The 16,185-nt window shown below is 63.3% G+C and carries 16 protein-coding genes; 8 read left to right on the forward strand and 8 right to left on the reverse strand.

The window, feature by feature from the left end; all coding sequences use genetic code 11:
• Positions 1 to 5: 5 nt before the first annotated feature.
• Positions 6 to 1,091: an enolase C-terminal domain-like protein gene (locus tag C7G61_RS07630; RefSeq protein ID WP_108513512.1), complete on the forward strand. Its 1,086-nt coding sequence runs from the start codon at positions 6 to 8 to the stop codon at positions 1,089 to 1,091.
• Positions 1,092 to 1,100: 9 nt separating this feature from the next.
• Here the strand turns inward: C7G61_RS07630 and C7G61_RS07635 are convergent, their stop codons facing one another.
• The 3 genes from C7G61_RS07635 to C7G61_RS43820 form a co-directional block, all read right to left on the reverse strand.
• The gene (locus tag C7G61_RS07635; RefSeq protein ID WP_108513513.1) at positions 1,101 to 1,556 is read right to left on the reverse strand and encodes a GNAT family N-acetyltransferase; all 456 of its coding nucleotides are present in this window, start codon (positions 1,554 to 1,556) and stop codon (positions 1,101 to 1,103) included.
• Positions 1,531 to 3,030: an NAD(P)H-hydrate dehydratase gene (locus tag C7G61_RS07640; protein WP_108513514.1), complete on the reverse strand. Its 1,500-nt coding sequence runs from the start codon at positions 3,028 to 3,030 to the stop codon at positions 1,531 to 1,533. Before C7G61_RS07640 ends, C7G61_RS07635 begins: the two co-directional genes overlap by 26 nt.
• Before the next feature lie 116 nt (positions 3,031 to 3,146).
• Complete coding sequence (locus C7G61_RS43820) at positions 3,147 to 3,356, reverse strand: hypothetical protein (protein WP_190241720.1); 210 nt, start codon at positions 3,354 to 3,356, stop codon at positions 3,147 to 3,149.
• A 46-nt stretch (positions 3,357 to 3,402) separates the two neighbouring features.
• Between C7G61_RS43820 and C7G61_RS07645 the strand changes: the two genes are divergently transcribed.
• The 5 genes from C7G61_RS07645 to C7G61_RS07660 all read left to right on the forward strand — a co-directional run bounded on the left by C7G61_RS07645 (position 3,403) and on the right by C7G61_RS07660 (position 7,244).
• The gene (locus C7G61_RS07645; RefSeq protein WP_011441447.1) at positions 3,403 to 3,741 is read left to right on the forward strand and encodes a P-II family nitrogen regulator; all 339 of its coding nucleotides are present in this window, start codon (positions 3,403 to 3,405) and stop codon (positions 3,739 to 3,741) included.
• A gap of 149 nt (positions 3,742 to 3,890) precedes the next feature.
• Complete coding sequence (gene glnA / locus C7G61_RS07650) at positions 3,891 to 5,300, forward strand: type I glutamate--ammonia ligase (protein ID WP_108513515.1); 1,410 nt, start codon at positions 3,891 to 3,893, stop codon at positions 5,298 to 5,300.
• 314 nt (positions 5,301 to 5,614) lie between these two features.
• The gene (locus tag C7G61_RS07655) at positions 5,615 to 6,115 is read left to right on the forward strand and encodes a DUF992 domain-containing protein (RefSeq protein ID WP_244608185.1); all 501 of its coding nucleotides are present in this window, start codon (positions 5,615 to 5,617) and stop codon (positions 6,113 to 6,115) included.
• 22 nt (positions 6,116 to 6,137) lie between these two features.
• A complete protein-coding gene (locus C7G61_RS45895) occupies positions 6,138 to 6,266 on the forward strand; it encodes a glutamine synthetase (RefSeq protein WP_244608186.1) in 129 nt (42 codons plus the stop codon).
• A 246-nt stretch (positions 6,267 to 6,512) separates the two neighbouring features.
• A complete protein-coding gene (locus C7G61_RS07660; RefSeq protein WP_108513516.1) occupies positions 6,513 to 7,244 on the forward strand; it encodes a hypothetical protein in 732 nt (243 codons plus the stop codon).
• A 166-nt stretch (positions 7,245 to 7,410) separates the two neighbouring features.
• Here the strand turns inward: C7G61_RS07660 and C7G61_RS07665 are convergent, their stop codons facing one another.
• From C7G61_RS07665 to C7G61_RS07680, 4 genes are all read right to left on the reverse strand, one after another.
• Positions 7,411 to 9,315 (reverse strand): PAS domain-containing sensor histidine kinase, encoded by a 1,905-nt coding sequence (locus C7G61_RS07665; RefSeq protein ID WP_108513517.1) that lies wholly within the window; start codon positions 9,313 to 9,315, stop codon positions 7,411 to 7,413.
• 207 nt (positions 9,316 to 9,522) lie between these two features.
• The gene (locus C7G61_RS07670) at positions 9,523 to 10,590 is read right to left on the reverse strand and encodes an ABC transporter substrate-binding protein (protein ID WP_108513518.1); all 1,068 of its coding nucleotides are present in this window, start codon (positions 10,588 to 10,590) and stop codon (positions 9,523 to 9,525) included.
• Positions 10,591 to 10,629: 39 nt separating this feature from the next.
• A complete protein-coding gene (locus tag C7G61_RS07675) occupies positions 10,630 to 11,400 on the reverse strand; it encodes a gamma-glutamyl-gamma-aminobutyrate hydrolase family protein (RefSeq protein ID WP_108514057.1) in 771 nt (256 codons plus the stop codon).
• Positions 11,401 to 11,523: 123 nt separating this feature from the next.
• A complete protein-coding gene (locus C7G61_RS07680) occupies positions 11,524 to 12,219 on the reverse strand; it encodes a hypothetical protein (protein WP_108513519.1) in 696 nt (231 codons plus the stop codon).
• Between the two features lie 151 nt (positions 12,220 to 12,370).
• On the opposite strand from C7G61_RS07680, the gene C7G61_RS07685 reads away from it, so the two are divergent.
• Positions 12,371 to 13,495 (forward strand): AI-2E family transporter, encoded by a 1,125-nt coding sequence (locus C7G61_RS07685; RefSeq protein WP_108513520.1) that lies wholly within the window; start codon positions 12,371 to 12,373, stop codon positions 13,493 to 13,495.
• Between the two features lie 6 nt (positions 13,496 to 13,501).
• Here C7G61_RS07685 and C7G61_RS07690 read toward each other — a convergent pair whose 3' ends face one another.
• The gene (locus C7G61_RS07690; RefSeq protein WP_108513521.1) at positions 13,502 to 13,804 is read right to left on the reverse strand and encodes an antibiotic biosynthesis monooxygenase family protein; all 303 of its coding nucleotides are present in this window, start codon (positions 13,802 to 13,804) and stop codon (positions 13,502 to 13,504) included.
• Between the two features lie 220 nt (positions 13,805 to 14,024).
• On the opposite strand from C7G61_RS07690, the gene C7G61_RS07695 reads away from it, so the two are divergent.
• Positions 14,025 to 16,175: a carboxypeptidase-like regulatory domain-containing protein gene (locus C7G61_RS07695; protein WP_108513522.1), complete on the forward strand. Its 2,151-nt coding sequence runs from the start codon at positions 14,025 to 14,027 to the stop codon at positions 16,173 to 16,175.
• The last annotated feature ends 10 nt before the right edge of the window (positions 16,176 to 16,185 follow it).

A 16,185-nucleotide genomic window follows, 5' to 3' on the forward strand; every position in this document is an offset into this window, starting at 1 on the left:
AAGCCATGAGCAAACCGGTTCCGGCGATCCGCAGCGTCAAGGCGCGAGCCCTCGTGGTGCCGCTCGCGCGTCCTGTGAAGAACGCCTTCGGCGTGTTCGATGTGGCCCCGCTGGTCCTGATCGATGTCGAAACCGATCAGGGCATTACCGGCCACTCCTACATTTTTGCCTACGCCAGGCTGACACTGAAGCCGCTGGTGCATCTGATCGAAGAAATTGGGCGAGAGCTGATCGGCAAGCCGATCGCGCCTTACGACTTGATGGCGGCGATGGACGCCAAATTCCGCCTGCTCGGCTGGCAGGGCCTCGTCGGCATGGCGGTGTCCGGCCTCGACATGGCCTATTGGGACGCACTTGGGCAGATCTCAGGTCGGCCAGTGGCCGAACTGCTCGGCGGATCGGCAAAACCGATCAGGGCCTACGACAGCTATGGCGTCGTCGATCCCGTTGCCGACGAGAGGGCGCTGCGCCGCTCGCTCGAACAGGGTTTTCGCGGCATCAAGATCAAGGTCGGCGACGGCGATGCCGCCAATGACGAGCGGATGGTCAAGGGCGTGCGCGCCCTCCTCGGCCCTGACGTCGCGCTGATGATCGACTTCAACCAGTCACTCGATCCGGCCGAAGCGGCGCGCCGTATCGCCCGCCTCGAACCCTACGATCTGCACTGGATCGAAGAACCGGTGCCGCAGGAAAACCTGTCGGGACACGCCAAGGTGCGCGACACTTCACCGACACCGATTCAGGCCGGCGAGAACTGGTGGTTCCCGCGCGGCTTCGCGGAAGCGATCGAAGCCGGCGCCAGCGATTTCATCATGCCCGACCTGATGAAGTGCGGCGGCGTCACCGGCTGGCTGCAGGTCGCAGCCCAAGCGGAAGCCGCCAATATTCCGATGTCGAGCCATCTGTTTGCGGAGGCCAGCGCCCATATGCTGGCGGTGACACCAACCGCGCACTGGCTCGAATTCCTCGATTTTGCCAGCGTGATTCTCGCTCACCCGGCCAAGATCGTCGACGGCACGGTCACGGCAAGAGGGCCCGGCCTTGGGCTGGATTGGAACGAGGCGGCAGTGGCGAAGTATCAGGTTGGATAACGCGTCGCCTTACGGGCGCGTCCAGAAATAGCGCGCGTCCGATTCCTTTTCTTCATTGCCGGCGCCGTCGGTTTCCTCGACGAGCGCAAAACCCCGCGCTTCGTAAAAGCGTCGCGCTCTCAGATTTCGCTGAAGCGTCCAAAGCTGGAGGCAATCGAACGTGCGCTTTGCGATCTGCAGCAATTCGCTGCCGACGCCGCGTCCTTGTACTTCCGGCAGCACGTACAACTGGTCGATCCAGTCGCTTCGGAAGGCGATGATTCCGGCCAACGAACCGCCCTCGAAAGCCCCGTGCACCTGACATCCCGTGAACACGCGTTCCCGGTAGAACCATCGATCCTCGTCAGGCGTGTGCAAACCGGTAAGCCAAGGCAACGCATGGTCGAACGCCGTGCGATGGACGCGCGCCGCCGCGTCCATATCATCGAGTTCGAGTTGCCTAATACTCAATCCCGAACCCGTCATAGAGTCGCCTGAACACCGCGGGCAGCACCTCCGGCAAATCTTCGGCGATCAGCCCCGGTCCCGCCTCGCCGGCAGCTTCGCCGTGCATCCAGACGCCGATGCAGGCGGCCTCGAACGTTGGCACGCCTTGCGCCAGCATCCCTGCGATCATTCCAGCCAGCACGTCGCCGGCGCCGGCGGTGGCGAGCCACGGCGGCGCGTTGGAAGCAATGCTGGCGCGGCCATCCGGTGATGCCACCACCGTATCCGGCCCCTTCAACAGCACTACCGCGCCGCAGCGTACGGCGGCGTCGCGCACCCGCTCCAGTTTGGAGCGGCCGGGATGCTTGTTGCTGATGTCGCTGAACAGGCGCGGAAACTCGCCCTCATGCGGGGTCAGCACGACGTGGGCGTCCTCGGCAGCCTTGATCGCTTCAAACAACCGCTCCGGCGCTTCGGCAAAACTCGTCAGCGCGTCGGCGTCGAGCACGAGGCCGCGTTTCGCCGACAGTGCGGTGTGGACGAGATCGCGCGTCCGGGCGCTGACGCCGGCGCCCGGCCCGATCACGATGGAATTGAGGCGCCTGTCGCTGACCATGTCGGCGAATTCGACCACGGTATCGACGGGGCGAACCATCACCGCGGTCAGCGCCGCGGCATTCACGGCCAACGCGTCGCGCGGCGAGGCCAAGGTCACCAGCCCGGCCCCCGCCCGTAAGGCGCCGCGGGCCGCGAGCCGCGCCGCGCCGGTCGACGCCAGTTCGCCCGACAGCACGACGGCGTGACCGCGGGCATATTTGTGGCCGTCGATGTCAGGCACGGCGAAGGATTTTTGCCAGCTCTGCGGAACGTTCTCAAATGTCCGCGGCGCGATCTCCTCGAGCACCTGCGCATCGATGCCGATATCGGCGACGCGGACCCGGCCGCAATGCTTGCGCCCCGGCATCAACAGATGCGCCGGCTTGCGGCGGAAGAAGGTCACGGTCTCCACGGCGTTGATCGCGGCACCCATCACCGCGCCGGTCGTGCCGTTGATCCCGCTCGGCAGGTCGACCGCAAGCACCGGCGCACCGTTGGCGTTGACCGCCTCGATCACCTCGAGCGGGTCGCCCTTGATCGGACGATTGAGCCCGGCACCGAACAGCGCATCGATGATCAGCGCCGGCTTGCCGATCGCCTGCGGGTTGAACGGCAGCACCGGATACTTCCAGCCACGTGCAGCGAGCGCGGCATCGCCCTGCAGGCTGTCGCGCTCGCACAGCAGGATGACCGACACTTCGCGGCCGCGCGCCGCCAGTTCGGCCGCCGCCACAAAACCGTCGCCGCCATTGTTGCCGCGGCCGGCGACCACCATGATGGGTCCTTCCTCGACGAGAGCCATTGCGGCCTCCGCCACGGCTTGCCCCGCGCTCATCATCAGCGCGAAGCCCGGCGTGCCGGCGGTAATCGTCAACCGGTCGGCACGCTCCATCTCAGTCGTGGTCAAAACTTCCATGCCGAATCCTCGATCCGTCGGCCTTTTCTGGAGGCATATCCACGTCGCACCCCGCGGCCCTCCCGGCCTCGCCTGCACATGAATTGATCGATTTGCCTATTTTGTAAGCTTCGCTATCATACGTCGTCCGGCTCAACCTCTTCCACTTGCCCGTTAAAAGTCTGATAACGTTTCAAAATCAGCCGCGTTAACAACTTGGCATAGACCCTGCTTTTGAGGAAGCCGGTTGGAAAACCGAGCACATGATCGTCGCAGTTAGCGGCAATTATGAGCAATCCGGCTTTGCCGGATGCAAGGATCAAACCAGACGGCGCCTCGCGCGACATCGAAACCATCTACACTCTGAATTTGGAAATGCCCGGGAGGCGCTCAGTGAAGAAGATTGAAGCCATCATCAAGCCATTCAAGCTCGACGAGGTGAAAGAGGCGCTTCAGGAAGTCGGGTTGCAGGGTATCACGGTCACCGAAGCCAAGGGTTTCGGCCGGCAGAAGGGACACGCCGAGCTCTATCGCGGTGCGGAATACATCGTCGACTTCCTGCCCAAGGTGAAAATCGAGATCGTGATTGGCGACGACCTGGTCGAGAAGGCGATCGACGCGATCCGCCGCGCCGCCCAGACCGGCCGCATCGGCGACGGCAAAATCTTCGTCTCCAACATCGAGGAAGCGATCCGGATCAGAACCGGAGAATCCGGGCTGGACGCTATCTAAGCCGGGTGCTATCCGAATTTTGCGACTGAAAAACAAGAAAAGGGCTGCTCCGGCGGCCTGATTTCGTTCGCGATACCTCAACCGATCGTCTGCGAAGTCTCGTTGTCGCTAGATTCCTGGAAACCGTCCCGCAGCCAAAAGGGGTATTCATGAAGACCGCCAAAGACGTCCTGAAATCGATCAAGGACAACGACGTCAAATACGTCGACCTGCGCTTCACCGATCCGCGCGGCAAGTGGCAGCACGTGACCTTCGACGTCAGCATGATCGAAGAAGACACCTTTGCTGAAGGCCAGATGTTCGACGGTTCCTCGATCGCCGGCTGGAAGGCGATCAACGAATCCGACATGTGCCTGATGCCCGATCCGGTGACCGCGACGATCGACCCGTTCTTCGCCGAGACCACCATGGTCATCGTCTGCGACGTGCTCGAGCCGACCACCGGCGAGCCCTACAACCGCGACCCCCGCGGCATCGCCAAGAAGGCCGAGGCGATGGTAAAATCGTCTGGCGTCGGCGACACCGTGTTCTTCGGCCCCGAGGCCGAATTCTTCGTGTTCGACGACGTGCGCTACCAGACCACGCCCTACAATACCGGCTTCAAGCTCGACTCCTCGGAACTGCCGATCAATTCGGACACCGAATATGAGGGCGGCAATCTCGGCCACCGCATCCGCACCAAGGCCGGCTACTTCCCCGTGCCGCCGCAGGACTCCGTGCAGGACATGCGTTCCGAAATGCTCGGCGCCATGGCCAAGATGGGCGTCAAGGTCGAGAAGCATCACCATGAAGTCGCTTCCGCCCAGCACGAGCTCGGCATGAAGTTCGACACCATGACGCTGATGGCCGACCAGATGCAGATCTACAAATACTGCATCCACCAGGTCGCCCACATCTACGGCAAGACCGCCACCTTCATGCCGAAGCCGGTCTATGGCGACAACGGCTCCGGCATGCACTGCCACCAGTCGATCTGGAAGGACGGCAAGCCGGTGTTCGCCGGCAACAAATACGCCGACCTCTCGGAGACCTGCCTCCACTACATCGGCGGCATCATCAAGCACGCAAAAGCGATCAACGCCTTCACCAACCCGTCGACCAATTCCTACAAGCGTCTGGTCCCGGGTTATGAAGCTCCCGTGCTGCTCGCCTACTCCGCGCGCAACCGCTCGGCCTCCTGCCGCATCCCCTATACGGCAAACCCGAAGGCCAAGCGCGTCGAAGTCCGCTTCCCCGACCCGATGGCCAATCCCTATCTCGGCTTCGCCGCGATGCTGATGGCCGGCCTCGACGGCGTCAAGAACAAGATCGATCCGGGTCCGGCGATGGACAAGGACCTCTACGACCTTCCGAAGGAAGAGCTGAAGCAGATCCCGACCGTGTGCGGCTCGCTTCGCGAGGCGCTGGAAAACCTCGACAAGGACCGCGCGTTCCTCAAGGCCGGCGGCGTGTTCGACGACGACTTCATCGACAGCTTCATCGAGCTGAAGATGACCGAAGTCGAGCGTTTCGAGATGACCCCGCATCCGGTCGAGTTCGACATGTACTATTCGCAGTGATCCCGCGCGGCGTTCGCGCCGCCCGTATCACCATCCAACAATGCGAAAGGCGCTCCTTGCGGGGCGCCTTTTGTTTTTGTGTAGGAAAGTCAGGCGTTTCGGCGGCGTGGTTCGTGCACTCATACGGCCGAATGCCGCCGCGAATTCCGCTCATATGGCCGTAAGCGATCGATGGACCATGTTTCCACTGCCCGCCTGTACGGCCGTTATAGGTCGGAACGGGAACATCGCAGTGTCGCTGCGCGTTGAGGGGGTCCATCAAATGCGTCGACGGAGGGACGCCCATGACCAAAGCAATGCTGTATAGAAAAACGTTGAATAGTCTCGCAACCACATGCGCCGCCCTGGCGCTCGCCCTCGCCGTGGCTCCGGCCACGGCTCAGGACACCGGGCGGACAAGGGTCGGCACGCTCACCTGCAACATATCGCCCGGTGTCGGCCTCGTTGTCGGAGGGCAGCGGCAACTGAGCTGCATCTATGCGTCAGCGAAAGGTAGGGCACGCGAGGCTTATGAGGGCACCGTCAGCACGCTTGGCCTCGACATCGGTGCTACGACCGGCGGCCAGCTGGCCTGGGCGGTCTTCGCGCCTGCAACGCTGCCCCGGGGGGCATTGGCGGGAACCCATACCGGTGCGACCGCCGGCGGCACAGTCGGCGCCGGAGCGAGTGCCAACGTCCTGGTTGGAGGCCCGGACCGCAGGATCATCATGCAGCCGGCATCCGTTCAGGGGCAGACGGGCGTGAATATTGCTGCAGGCGTATCCACAATGGAGCTGCGGCCGGCCGCTGCGCCCGCACGTCGTGTGGCCCAGTGACGACATCATCGCTGGTGAACCAGTGGAAAACCTCGATAAGGACCGCGCCTTCCTTAAGAACGGCGGCGTGTTCGACGACAGCTTCATCGAGCTCAAGATGACCGAAGTCGAGCGCTTCGAGATGACCCCGCACCCGGTCTGTTCGCAGTGATCGTTGGCGGATTTTCCGCCGGCACACTGGCCGGGAAATGCGAAAGGCGCTCCTCGCGGGGCGCCTTTTGTTTTTGCGGCGGTCATTTCCGCCTCATGCCAGCAATCCGGGTTCCCGCGTGATCTTGCGGTTCCCGAATCCCAATGAAGTCAAAACTTCTCCTAAATCGTGGCGGTGATTGTCGCTTTTAGACCTCGCTGGCGAGGTACTGGTGCAGCAGAACAGATAAGAGGCGGTATCGACCAAATGGTGACAAAAGACGGTTTCCCGCCGGACGATCGTTATCCTGTCTTTCTCTCCGAGCAAGCCGAAGAAACCGTGCAGCCGGATATCGGGAAGGTTTTGGGCAGGGCGGCTCTCTCGTTGAGAATCCTCAAGGCGAGCATTTTGGGGGTAACGGCGACAGCAGCGATCGGTATCGCGATCCTGTCGGTGGGAGATCCAGTAGCGCTCGTTGCGAACGTCACGGCTACATGGGTCGACAAGCCAGCGCTTCAGCCTGACACCGATCCGCCGGCACCAGCAATTCAATCAATCGCCAGCACGCAGGATTTGCCGACCACGACAAGTGACGCGCCGGTGCGCGACGAAATTGCTGCGGCTGTTGAACCTGCTGATCAGAGCCAGGCCGAGATCGCCCACCCGCTCACTGAAGCCTTGTTCAAGCAATTCCAGGCCTGGGCGGACGAACAAGATACACGGGCACAGGCCGTGCCCGTACAGCCCGTGCAAGTTGCTCCTGTACGGGTGGTGCAAGATGCCCCAGCGCAGGTTCGGCCCGTGAAAAAGCACCGACGGGTCCGGTCCGTGCAAAATGCTCGAGCAGAGATCCGGCCCCCGCGACAGCATCGAGTGAGGACCCGGGAAGAAAGTGCACCGATGCCGATCGCGCCAGTACCGGACGCCCGAGCACCGGAGCAGCAGCCGGTGCAAAATAGCCAGACACCTGGGCTCTTGCAAAGCTTCGGTTTTCGCTAACGCAGCGTCACCGCAACTACGCTTCGTCGCGACCTCCGATGCAGCAAGCGTAGCCTTGGCGAGCGTGCAGCAAGCGTAGCCCGGATGAGCGAAAGCGACATCCAGGATTTTCGCTGCCCCCGCATATCGCTGCGCTCATGCGGGCTTGCGTATTGCTTGTTCGCGGCTACTTCTTTTCCGGCGGATTATCCCTCAGAAACCGCTCCAGATCCTCCTGCACCGAATACGGCAGCGGGATCGGATCGCCCATGTGGTCGATCGCGCGGTCGAGGCAGAGGCGCACCATGCGCGCGAGTTCGGCCTTGCGGTACGGCTTGGTCAGCAGCAGCACGCCCTCGCCGAGATGCCCGCTCGCATCGAACGCGCCGAAGGTGTTGCCCGAGGTGTAGAGCACCCGGAGCGGCCGGCGCAGTTCGGCGACCTGTTGCGCGAGCTGCCGGCCGTTCATGGCGCCGGGCATGACGATGTCGGTGAACAGGAGATCGAACGCTGCGCCGGAATTCACCAGTTCGAGCGCGTGGGTCGCGTTGGAAGCGACAATGAGCTTGTAGCCGAGACTTTCGAGACGGCCGGTGACATGCGCCCGCACGACATCATCATCCTCGACGCACAGGATGGTTTCCGATCCCCCGCGCAGTTCGTCGTCGTCAGGCGGCGAGGCATCGCTTGCCGGAAGCGCGCCCGAAGGCTCGACGTCGGCCTTCGGCAGATAGATGCGGAAACAGGCGCCCTTGCCCTCGTCGCCATCGACCACGACGCTGCCGCCGGACTGCTTTGCAAAGCCGAACACCATGCTCAGCCCAAGTCCGGTGCCGGTACCGAACTGCTTGGTCGAAAAGAACGGCTCGAAAATCCTGTCGCGTATGGCAGGCGGAATGCCGGCGCCGCTATCGATGACCTCGACGGCGACGTAGTCGCCCGCGCCGAGTCCGCCCACTTCTGCGTCGCATGTGTCGCGCGTGAAATTACCCGTCCTGAACAGCAGCCTCCCCCCATCAGGCATGGCGTCGCGGGCATTGATGGCGAGATTGACCAGCGCCGAAATGAGCTGGCTGCGATCGACCAGGGCCGGCCAGGCCTGTTCGCTCAACGCCGTCCCGATCTCGATCCGCCTTCCGAGCGTCGGCGCCAAGAGCTTGATCACCTCCTCGATCAGCGCATTGACGTCGGTCTCAAGCGGCCGCAACGGCTGCTTTCTGGCAAAGGCAAGCAGGTTCGCCGTGAGCTGCGACGCCCGGTCGGCCGCGTCATTGATCATCTTGGCGATCGACGTCAGCGCCGGATCGTGCTTGACGCCGTCTGCCAGGATTTCGATCGTGCCCGTGATCACGGTGAGCATGTTGTTGAAGTCGTGGGCGATGCCGCCGGTCAATTGCCCGACCGATTCCATCTTCTGCGCCTGGAACAATTGTTCTTCAGCGGCGCGCTTTGCGGTGATGTCCCTGACAAACGCATTGATGAGGTAGCCTTCACCGCGGCGCAGCGCCGTCAGCGACACCTCTGCGAAGAATTCGCGTCCATCCTTGTGCAACAGCGGCGTTTCGTATCGCCCGCCGGCGGCGTCGCCCGATGCCTCGCTCAGGAAGCGGTCCACCCATTGCCGGTGCACGGGGCGTTGTGCTTCCGGAAACACCAGCTCTTCCACGCTCCTGCCGAGGGCTTCCGCGCGCGTCCATCCCATCAAGGCCTCGGCGTGCGGGCTCCAGTCGAGAATGACGCAGGACCCATCGGTCTGAACGAAGGCATCGAGCGCGTTTTCGACGATCGCCTGCGCCATTTCACTGTCGGTCAGCGTTTGATGAGCGAGCCCCTGCTCCCGTCCGCTGCGACCATCCACGGGCCCAGTGACGTCGGGCAGCGCGCTACGCCAGAATCGCGCAGGACCGGCAGCGACAGCCACCGCGAGCACGCCGGCAATCGTACCGCCCAGCAGCGCCGCGCTGACAATCGTCGCCAGAGGCCCGCCCGGCGCGGCTTGCGTCGCAAAATAATAGGTCACTGCGCTCACGACGCAGGACGTCACGACGACCAGCAACGCCATCGCCAGCGCGAGCCGTCTTGGTTGCGTCATGGCTTCACCAGTCTGGAGATGATGGATGACTTAGCCGACTTCCCGGACCCGATCCCATCTTTTCCGCCTCCGTAGAAGTACGGAGGACGCTTGATACAGGCCGCCTTTATGATTCGTCCCAAAACTCGAATGGTTGCAGTACTATCCAATGATTCCTTTTGGTTGCAACCGCTTTCGGCGTATTTCCCGCGCTGGAGGGTGCCGGCATCACACCCCGAAGATCTTGGCGTAGCGCGCCTTGATCTCCTCGCTTTGCGCCTGCACCTGGGCCGGATCGGCCTTCAGCAGTTTCAAGCTGGAAAGCGGGATGTGCTCGCCTTTCTCCTTCACCTGCGCGTGAAAGGAGCGATGCGCAAAGACGTCGACCAGCATCTGCTGGGCCTCCGCGCTGAAGAAGAAGCTCTGGAAAAGCCTTGCCGCATTCGGATTCGGCGCGCTGCGGAAAATGCCTGATGGCACGATGATCAGCGGCGAGCCTTCGGCCGGATACACCACCTCGACCGGCTTGCCCTGGTCCTTCAGCAGCACGAGATTGTAATCATTGCCGTCGGCCATCACGGCACGCTCGCCGAGCAGGATCTTCTTTGGCGGATCGGCGGCCGATTGCACCTGCATGATCTTCTGCTGCGCGAGCTTCTCCAGATACGGCCAGCCGAGATCGCGCGCCAGCAGGAACGTCGTGGTCAGGATGGCGCCGCTGTAGCCCGGATGGGCCTTGACCATCTTGCCCGTCCACTTGGGATCGAGCAGGTCGGCATAGCTCTTCGGCGCCTCCTCGCGCTTGACGAGGTTGGTGTTGTAGCCGATCGCCTCCGTCCATGCACAGGACGTCGCGTACATGCCGTCCCGGTCGATCTGATCGGAGGGAAGATGCCGGACCACGTCGCTCGGAAGGTAAGGCGCCAGCCAGTCGTTCTTCTTCCATTCGAGATAATGCGCGGTATCGGTCGAATTGGCGACGTCGACGGCCTTGATGCCGCTGCCCTGCTCCTGCGCGATGCGCTGGAAAATCCGCTCCGCACCGGAGCGCTCCACGCGCACGGTGATCCCAGGATATTTCGCCTCAAAAGTCCTCGCCAGTCGCTCGGCGGTATTGAGTTCAAGCGCCGAATAGAACGACAGCTTGCCCTCCTTCTTCGCGGCTTCGATCAGGGCCGGTGTCACCTCCGCCGCCGGCGGCACTGCGGCCTTCAGGGGTTCGGCAAACAGCAGGCCTGCAGCGGACGCCGTCGATGCCTTGAGCAGGTCGCGTCTCGACCATTTGCGGTCCCGCATCTCATCCTCCCTTGTCACGCGACCGTTCTTTGCGGCCGCCTAGCCGGTTCGCGCGTGCGCCTTCAGCGCCTCGCCGAACGCTTCGAACAGCTTTCGGTTGATCGGGTTGCGCTGCGGGTCGTACTCGGCGTGCCATTGGACACCGAGCGCAAAACTCGCGGCGTCCGCGATTCGGATCGCCTCGATGGTGCCGTCTTCGGCGATGCCTTCGATCACGACGCGCTCGCCGGGTTCGAGGATGCCCTGCCCATGCAGCGAATTCACCCGGATGGTCTCGCAGCCGAGCAGGTTTGCAAAGGTGCCGCCGGGCGTGAGGTGGACGTCATGGCGGTCGGCAAACACGACCGTCGGGTCGGGATGGATCTCGCCATTCTCCAGCCGCGGCATGCGGTGGTTCATGCGGCCGGGGATCTCGCGGATTTCGGGATGCAGCGAGCCGCCAAAGGCGACGTTCATCTCCTGCAGGCCGCGGCAGATGCCGAAGATCGGGACGCCGCGGGCAACGCAGGCCTCCGTCAGCGCCAGCGCGACGTCGTCGCGATGGATGTCGTAGGGCTCGTGCCGCTCATGTGGCTCGGTCTTGAACCGCGTCGGGTGCACATTGGCCCGCGCCCCGGTCAGCACCACGCCGTCGACGACGTCGAGAAGCGCGCCAATATCGGTAATCTCGGGCGAGCCCGCGAACATCAGCGGCAGCGCCCCCGCCACGTCGGCGACCGCGCGCAGATTGCGCTCTCCGACCATCTGGGTCTGGAAACGATTTTCAACGCGATAGGCGTTCCCGATCACCCCGACCACGGCCCGCCTCATCGCAAAAATTCCGCTGTCATCGTCCTGTGCAAGGATCTTCCGGGTTGGGCCATGATTGCAGAAGATAATGCCTGCGGCCCGGCTGCGGATCAATATCCGCAGAGCGGCAGCGGGGCTGCCCTGCTATTTCCGCGTGAAGGCCTCCTGGGCATCGATCGCCTGGACCTCGGGCAAACCGGCCGCGCGGAGCGCCGTGGCCGCCGAATCGCCGGCACCGCTCAGCCATGGCAATTTTGCCTGGATTCCGCGCGTCACCGGCTCGCCCAGAGGGCCGCCGAAATCGAGCGGCCAATATCCGTTCGGCACCACCTCAGTCGATATCCGCTGGAGGCGATAACCCTTGCCGAGCACCGCTTCGGCATCGTCGGGCGGCACCAGGCGCGCAGTGCCGGGCGTGGCCGGATCGGCAAAACTGACGAGCACCGGGATCAGCGCACCCTTCACCGGCACTGTGCCGGTCAGCCGGCTCATCTCGCTGAACGGCACGCGCTTGCCGGCGGCCGCCGCATAGGCCCGCAAGGCCACGTAGTTCATGTCGTCAAGAACGAGATTGTTGTCGACATGGGCCAACAGCGCGACGAGGTTCTTGCCCTGCCCGAGATCGACCAAAACGGCGTCACCCAGAGTGCGGGTCTGACCGCGGCGGGTGTAGCTGCGATCGGGATGGACGGCCATCACGCCAGAAGCCGACTTGCGCCCCTCCGGCGTCTCGACCTCGACTATCAGGCGATATTTGTGGGCAGGCCGGTTGATTCTGATCTGGTCCCCGATCACCAGCGCCGCCAGCAGCGCAATCGGGCCGAACCATTTGAAATTCATCTCATCCTCGCCGGCCCGCCCTATCAGATCCACACACCGCTTGGCATACCGGGTGCGACAGCGTCAAACCGGCGCGCGCCCGCCCGCTTGATCCCGGCCCGATTTTGGCGAATGACTGGCGGCGCAATATGTCTCGCGAGAAGGAATCAACGTGACAGGTCCGACTGACAATCGCCTTCAGGCCCGCAACGATCTGGCGTGGGCGATATCGGTCGGCGGCATCGGCGTGGTGCTGTTCGCCGCGCTGCTCGCGTTCACCTGGCACTTCGCCGCGACGCTGTTTCTGATATTTTCCGGCGTCCTGCTCGGCGTCACCCTCAACGCCATGAGCAACCTGCTCGGGCGCGTGGTGCGGCTGCCGCATGCGCTGCGGCTCACAGTGGTCTGCCTGGTGGTCGCGGGCATGCTGTCGGGCATCGTCTTTCTCGGCGGCACCACGATCGCCCAGCAGACGACGGCGCTGAGCAACACGCTCAAGTCGCAGCTTGTCAACGTCAAGGGCTTTCTGGAACGGAACGGCATCGACACGAGTTTCTTCGACTTCGGCACCGTGTCGTCGCCGTCGGATGATGCCGCGCCGGCGGCAACAACGCCGACACCCCACGCGCTTCCCAGCGCCGGCACGATTGCGGCCAGCGGCGGCGCCATCTTCAGCCAGAGCCTGAAACTGATTCTGGGCACCGCCAGCGCGGTCGGAAACTTCTTCATCGTGCTGTTTCTGGGAATAGCCTTTGCGACCCAGCCAAGCATCTACCGCGACGGACTGCTGTTCATGGCGCCCGCCAGACACCGTACGCGGGCGGTCGCGATCGTCGACCGGATCGGCGAGACGCTGGAGCGCTGGCTGATCGCGCAGATCATCACCATGGTCGCGGTGTTTCTGGTGACCTGGATCGGGCTATCGATCATCGGCATCCAGAGCTCGTTCATCCTGGGCATCCAGGCCGGACTGCTCGCCTTCATCCCCACGGTGGGCGCGATCCTCGGCGGCCTGATCGTGGTGCTGGCCAGCGTCGCCTCGGGATGGGTCGCTGCCCTCTCCGCCTTCATCCTGTTTCTTGGCGTGCACGCACTGGAAAGCTACGTGCTGACGCCGATCATCCAGCGCCAGGCGCTGGATATTCCGCCGGCCACGCTGTTTGCGTTCCAGATCCTGCTCGGCGTCGTGTTCGGCATCTGGGGGCTGGCGCTCGCGCTGCCGCTGATGGCGATCGCCAAGGTGATGATCGACCATTTCAAGACGGAGCGTCTGCCGGCCGAAGCAGCGGCCGCCTGAACGCCCTTAGTCGGCCGTGGTCAGCACCGTCTCGGTGTGCTCGACCTCGGGCGGCGAAGCAAAATACGGCCCGACCAGCGCGCGCCATGCGGTGAAATCTTCCGAGCCGCGAAAATCCACGGTGTGGTTTTCCAGCGTCTCCCACTGCGCCATCAACCGGTAACGCTGCGGCTTCTCGATCGACTTGTGCAGCTCAAAGCCCTTGCCGCCCTTGGCGCGCAGAAACAGCGGACGCGCCTTGGCAACGGCCGCCTCGAAATCCTTCTCGGTGCCGGGCTTGACGTCGATTTGTGCGATTTCGGTGATCATCGGAGTTACGCCTTCTCATGAGAATTCGCGTGTCTAGCCCAGTCGCCCCAAAAGCAAAAGACATATGCGGCGCTTATGCGTTGCTGCGACGCACGCTGGCCGTTCGCGGCATCAAGCATGAGGAAATCGCGCGCGTGACATGCTCGCGCCTCAACCCTGATTTGATGTAGGCTTGCGCCAAACAACGAGCGGCAAGCTCACGGCCAGGGAGAGAGAAGCGATGAATCTCAATCGGATCCTGTTCTCCTTCACCCTGGCTGCGGCAGCGGGCGCGCTCACCTTGGCGGCGCCGTCGCACGCGCAGCAACCGGCGGCGGTTGCGATCGACAATGACGACATCGGCGGCGTAGTAGCCGGACCCAACGGGCCGGAAGCCGGCGTCTGGGTGATCGCGGAAACGAATGAGTTGCCGACGAAATTCGCCAAGATCGTCGTCACCGACGATCAGGGCCGTTACGTGATCCCGGACCTGCCACTGAGCGTGAACTACGCGGTCTGGGTGCGCGGCTATGGGCTGGTGGATTCGCCCAGGTTGCGCGCCAAGCCCGGCCAGCAGATCAACCTCACGGCGGTACCGGCCCCGAACGAGGCCGCAGCCGCCCATTATTACTCGGCGATCTACTGGTACACGATGATGAAGATCCCGCCGGCGAAGGATTTCGGCGGCACTACCGACATCCCGAAGGAGATCACGCAGGATATCTGGCGCCAGCGGATGAACAATGTCGACTGCATCGGCTGCCATCAGCTCGGCCAGGAGTCCACGCGCACGATCCCGGGCGCGTTCAGCGAATTCAAATCGGGCGAGGAAGCCTGGATACGCCGCGTCTCCTCAGGCCAGACCGGGGAATGGATGGTGAATCGGCTCGCGGGCCAGCTCGGCGGCGTGCCGTTCAAATATTTCGGCGACTGGACCGACCGGGTTGCCAAGGGCGAGCTGCCAAAGTCCAAGCCGCCGCGGCCGGCAGGCATCGAACGCAACGTCGTCATCTCGTCGTGGGAATGGGCGACGGAGAAGCACTTCGTCCACGATCTGATTTCCTCGGACCGGCGCTACCCAACGGTCAACGCCTACGGCCCGCTGTACGGCGCGAACGAATACTCATCCGACGACATGCCGATCCTCGATCCGAAGACGCACAAGGTGACGTTCTCCAGGATGCCGGTCGCCGATCCCAATGCACCGGAGTCGTTCGGCCCTCCGCTCCATGGCACGGCTCTCCTCAATCCGGTCAGCCCCTCGGCCTATTGGGGTGACGAGAAGATCTGGAGCCAGCGGACCAACAATCACAACAGCATGTTCGACAAGAAGGGCCGTGTGTGGTTGGCGGCGGCGGTGCGCGGCATCGAAAATCCGGCTTACTGCCGGAAAGGGTCCGACCACCCGTCGGCGAAGGCCTTCCCGCTTGAACGCTCAGGCCGGCAAGTGACGGTGTTCGATCCCAAGACTCAAAAATACAGTTTCATCGACACCTGCTTCGGCACCCATCACCCGCAATTCGGCTACGATGCCGACGATACGCTTTGGACGTCGGGGACCGGACCGGTCGCCGGCTGGATCAACACCCGGCTATGGGACGAGACCGGCGACGTCGTCAAAGCCCAGGGCTGGGCGCCGTTCGTTCTCGATACCAACGGCAACGGCAAGGTCGACGAATACACCGAGCCGGGCAAGCCGGCAGAGGCGGACAAGGACATGCGGGTCGCCGGCTCAGGCCCCTACGCCGTGATGCCGCATCCGACCGACGGCTCGGTCTGGTACACCGTCAACGTGTTCGTCGGCCAGCCCGGCTTCATGCGCTTCGATCCCAAGACCAAACTGTCGGAGTTTTATGCCATTCCGAAGGAAGGCATCGGCGTTCGCGGCGGCGACATCGACAAGAACGGCGTGCTCTGGGGCTCGGGCTCGAACGGCAGCCTGATCCGCTTCGATCGCAGCAAATGCAAGAACCCGCTCAACGGTCCGAGCGCGACCGGCAACCACTGCGCGGAGGGCTTTTCCTACTTCAAATATCCGGGCCCCGGCTTTGAAGGGTTCGAGAGCTCGAGCGCCGAGGCGAGCTACTACACCTGGGTCGATCACCACAACACGGTCGGCCTCGGCGAGAACATTCCGATCTCCACCGCCAACCTCAACGACGGTTTCGTTGCTCTCAAGGACGGGCAGATGGTGATGCTGCGCATCCCTTATCCGCTCGGCTTTTTTGCCAAGGGCCTCGACGGGCGCATTGACGATCCGGTCGCGGGCTGGAAAGGCCGCGGGCTGTGGAGTTCGAGCGGCGATCGCACACCATGGCTGATGGAGGGCGGCAAGGGCTCAAAGCCGCGGGCGGTGCATATTCAGGTGCGCCCCGACCCGCTGGCGAAATGAGGGATCACCG

Source organism: Bradyrhizobium algeriense (genome assembly GCF_003062295.1).
Classification (GTDB): Bacteria; Pseudomonadota; Alphaproteobacteria; order Rhizobiales; family Xanthobacteraceae; genus Bradyrhizobium; species Bradyrhizobium algeriense.

Excerpts from the sequence above, each read along its gene's own strand:
- C7G61_RS07630 (WP_108513512.1), top strand. The coding sequence starts at position 6 with ATGAGCAAACCGGTTCCGGCGATCCGCAGCGTCAAGGCGCGAGCCCTC.
- C7G61_RS07635 (WP_108513513.1), bottom strand. The coding sequence starts at position 1,556 with ATGACGGGTTCGGGATTGAGTATTAGGCAACTCGAACTCGATGATATG.
- C7G61_RS07640 (WP_108513514.1), bottom strand. The coding sequence starts at position 3,030 with ATGGAAGTTTTGACCACGACTGAGATGGAGCGTGCCGACCGGTTGACG.
- C7G61_RS43820 (WP_190241720.1), bottom strand. The coding sequence starts at position 3,356 with ATGTCGCGCGAGGCGCCGTCTGGTTTGATCCTTGCATCCGGCAAAGCC.
- glnA (WP_108513515.1), top strand. The coding sequence starts at position 3,891 with ATGAAGACCGCCAAAGACGTCCTGAAATCGATCAAGGACAACGACGTC.
- C7G61_RS07660 (WP_108513516.1), top strand. The coding sequence starts at position 6,513 with ATGGTGACAAAAGACGGTTTCCCGCCGGACGATCGTTATCCTGTCTTT.
- C7G61_RS07665 (WP_108513517.1), bottom strand. The coding sequence starts at position 9,315 with ATGACGCAACCAAGACGGCTCGCGCTGGCGATGGCGTTGCTGGTCGTC.
- C7G61_RS07670 (WP_108513518.1), bottom strand. The coding sequence starts at position 10,590 with ATGCGGGACCGCAAATGGTCGAGACGCGACCTGCTCAAGGCATCGACG.
- C7G61_RS07675 (WP_108514057.1), bottom strand. The coding sequence starts at position 11,400 with ATGAGGCGGGCCGTGGTCGGGGTGATCGGGAACGCCTATCGCGTTGAA.
- C7G61_RS07680 (WP_108513519.1), bottom strand. The coding sequence starts at position 12,219 with ATGAATTTCAAATGGTTCGGCCCGATTGCGCTGCTGGCGGCGCTGGTG.
- C7G61_RS07690 (WP_108513521.1), bottom strand. The coding sequence starts at position 13,804 with ATGATCACCGAAATCGCACAAATCGACGTCAAGCCCGGCACCGAGAAG.
- C7G61_RS07695 (WP_108513522.1), top strand. The coding sequence starts at position 14,025 with ATGAATCTCAATCGGATCCTGTTCTCCTTCACCCTGGCTGCGGCAGCG.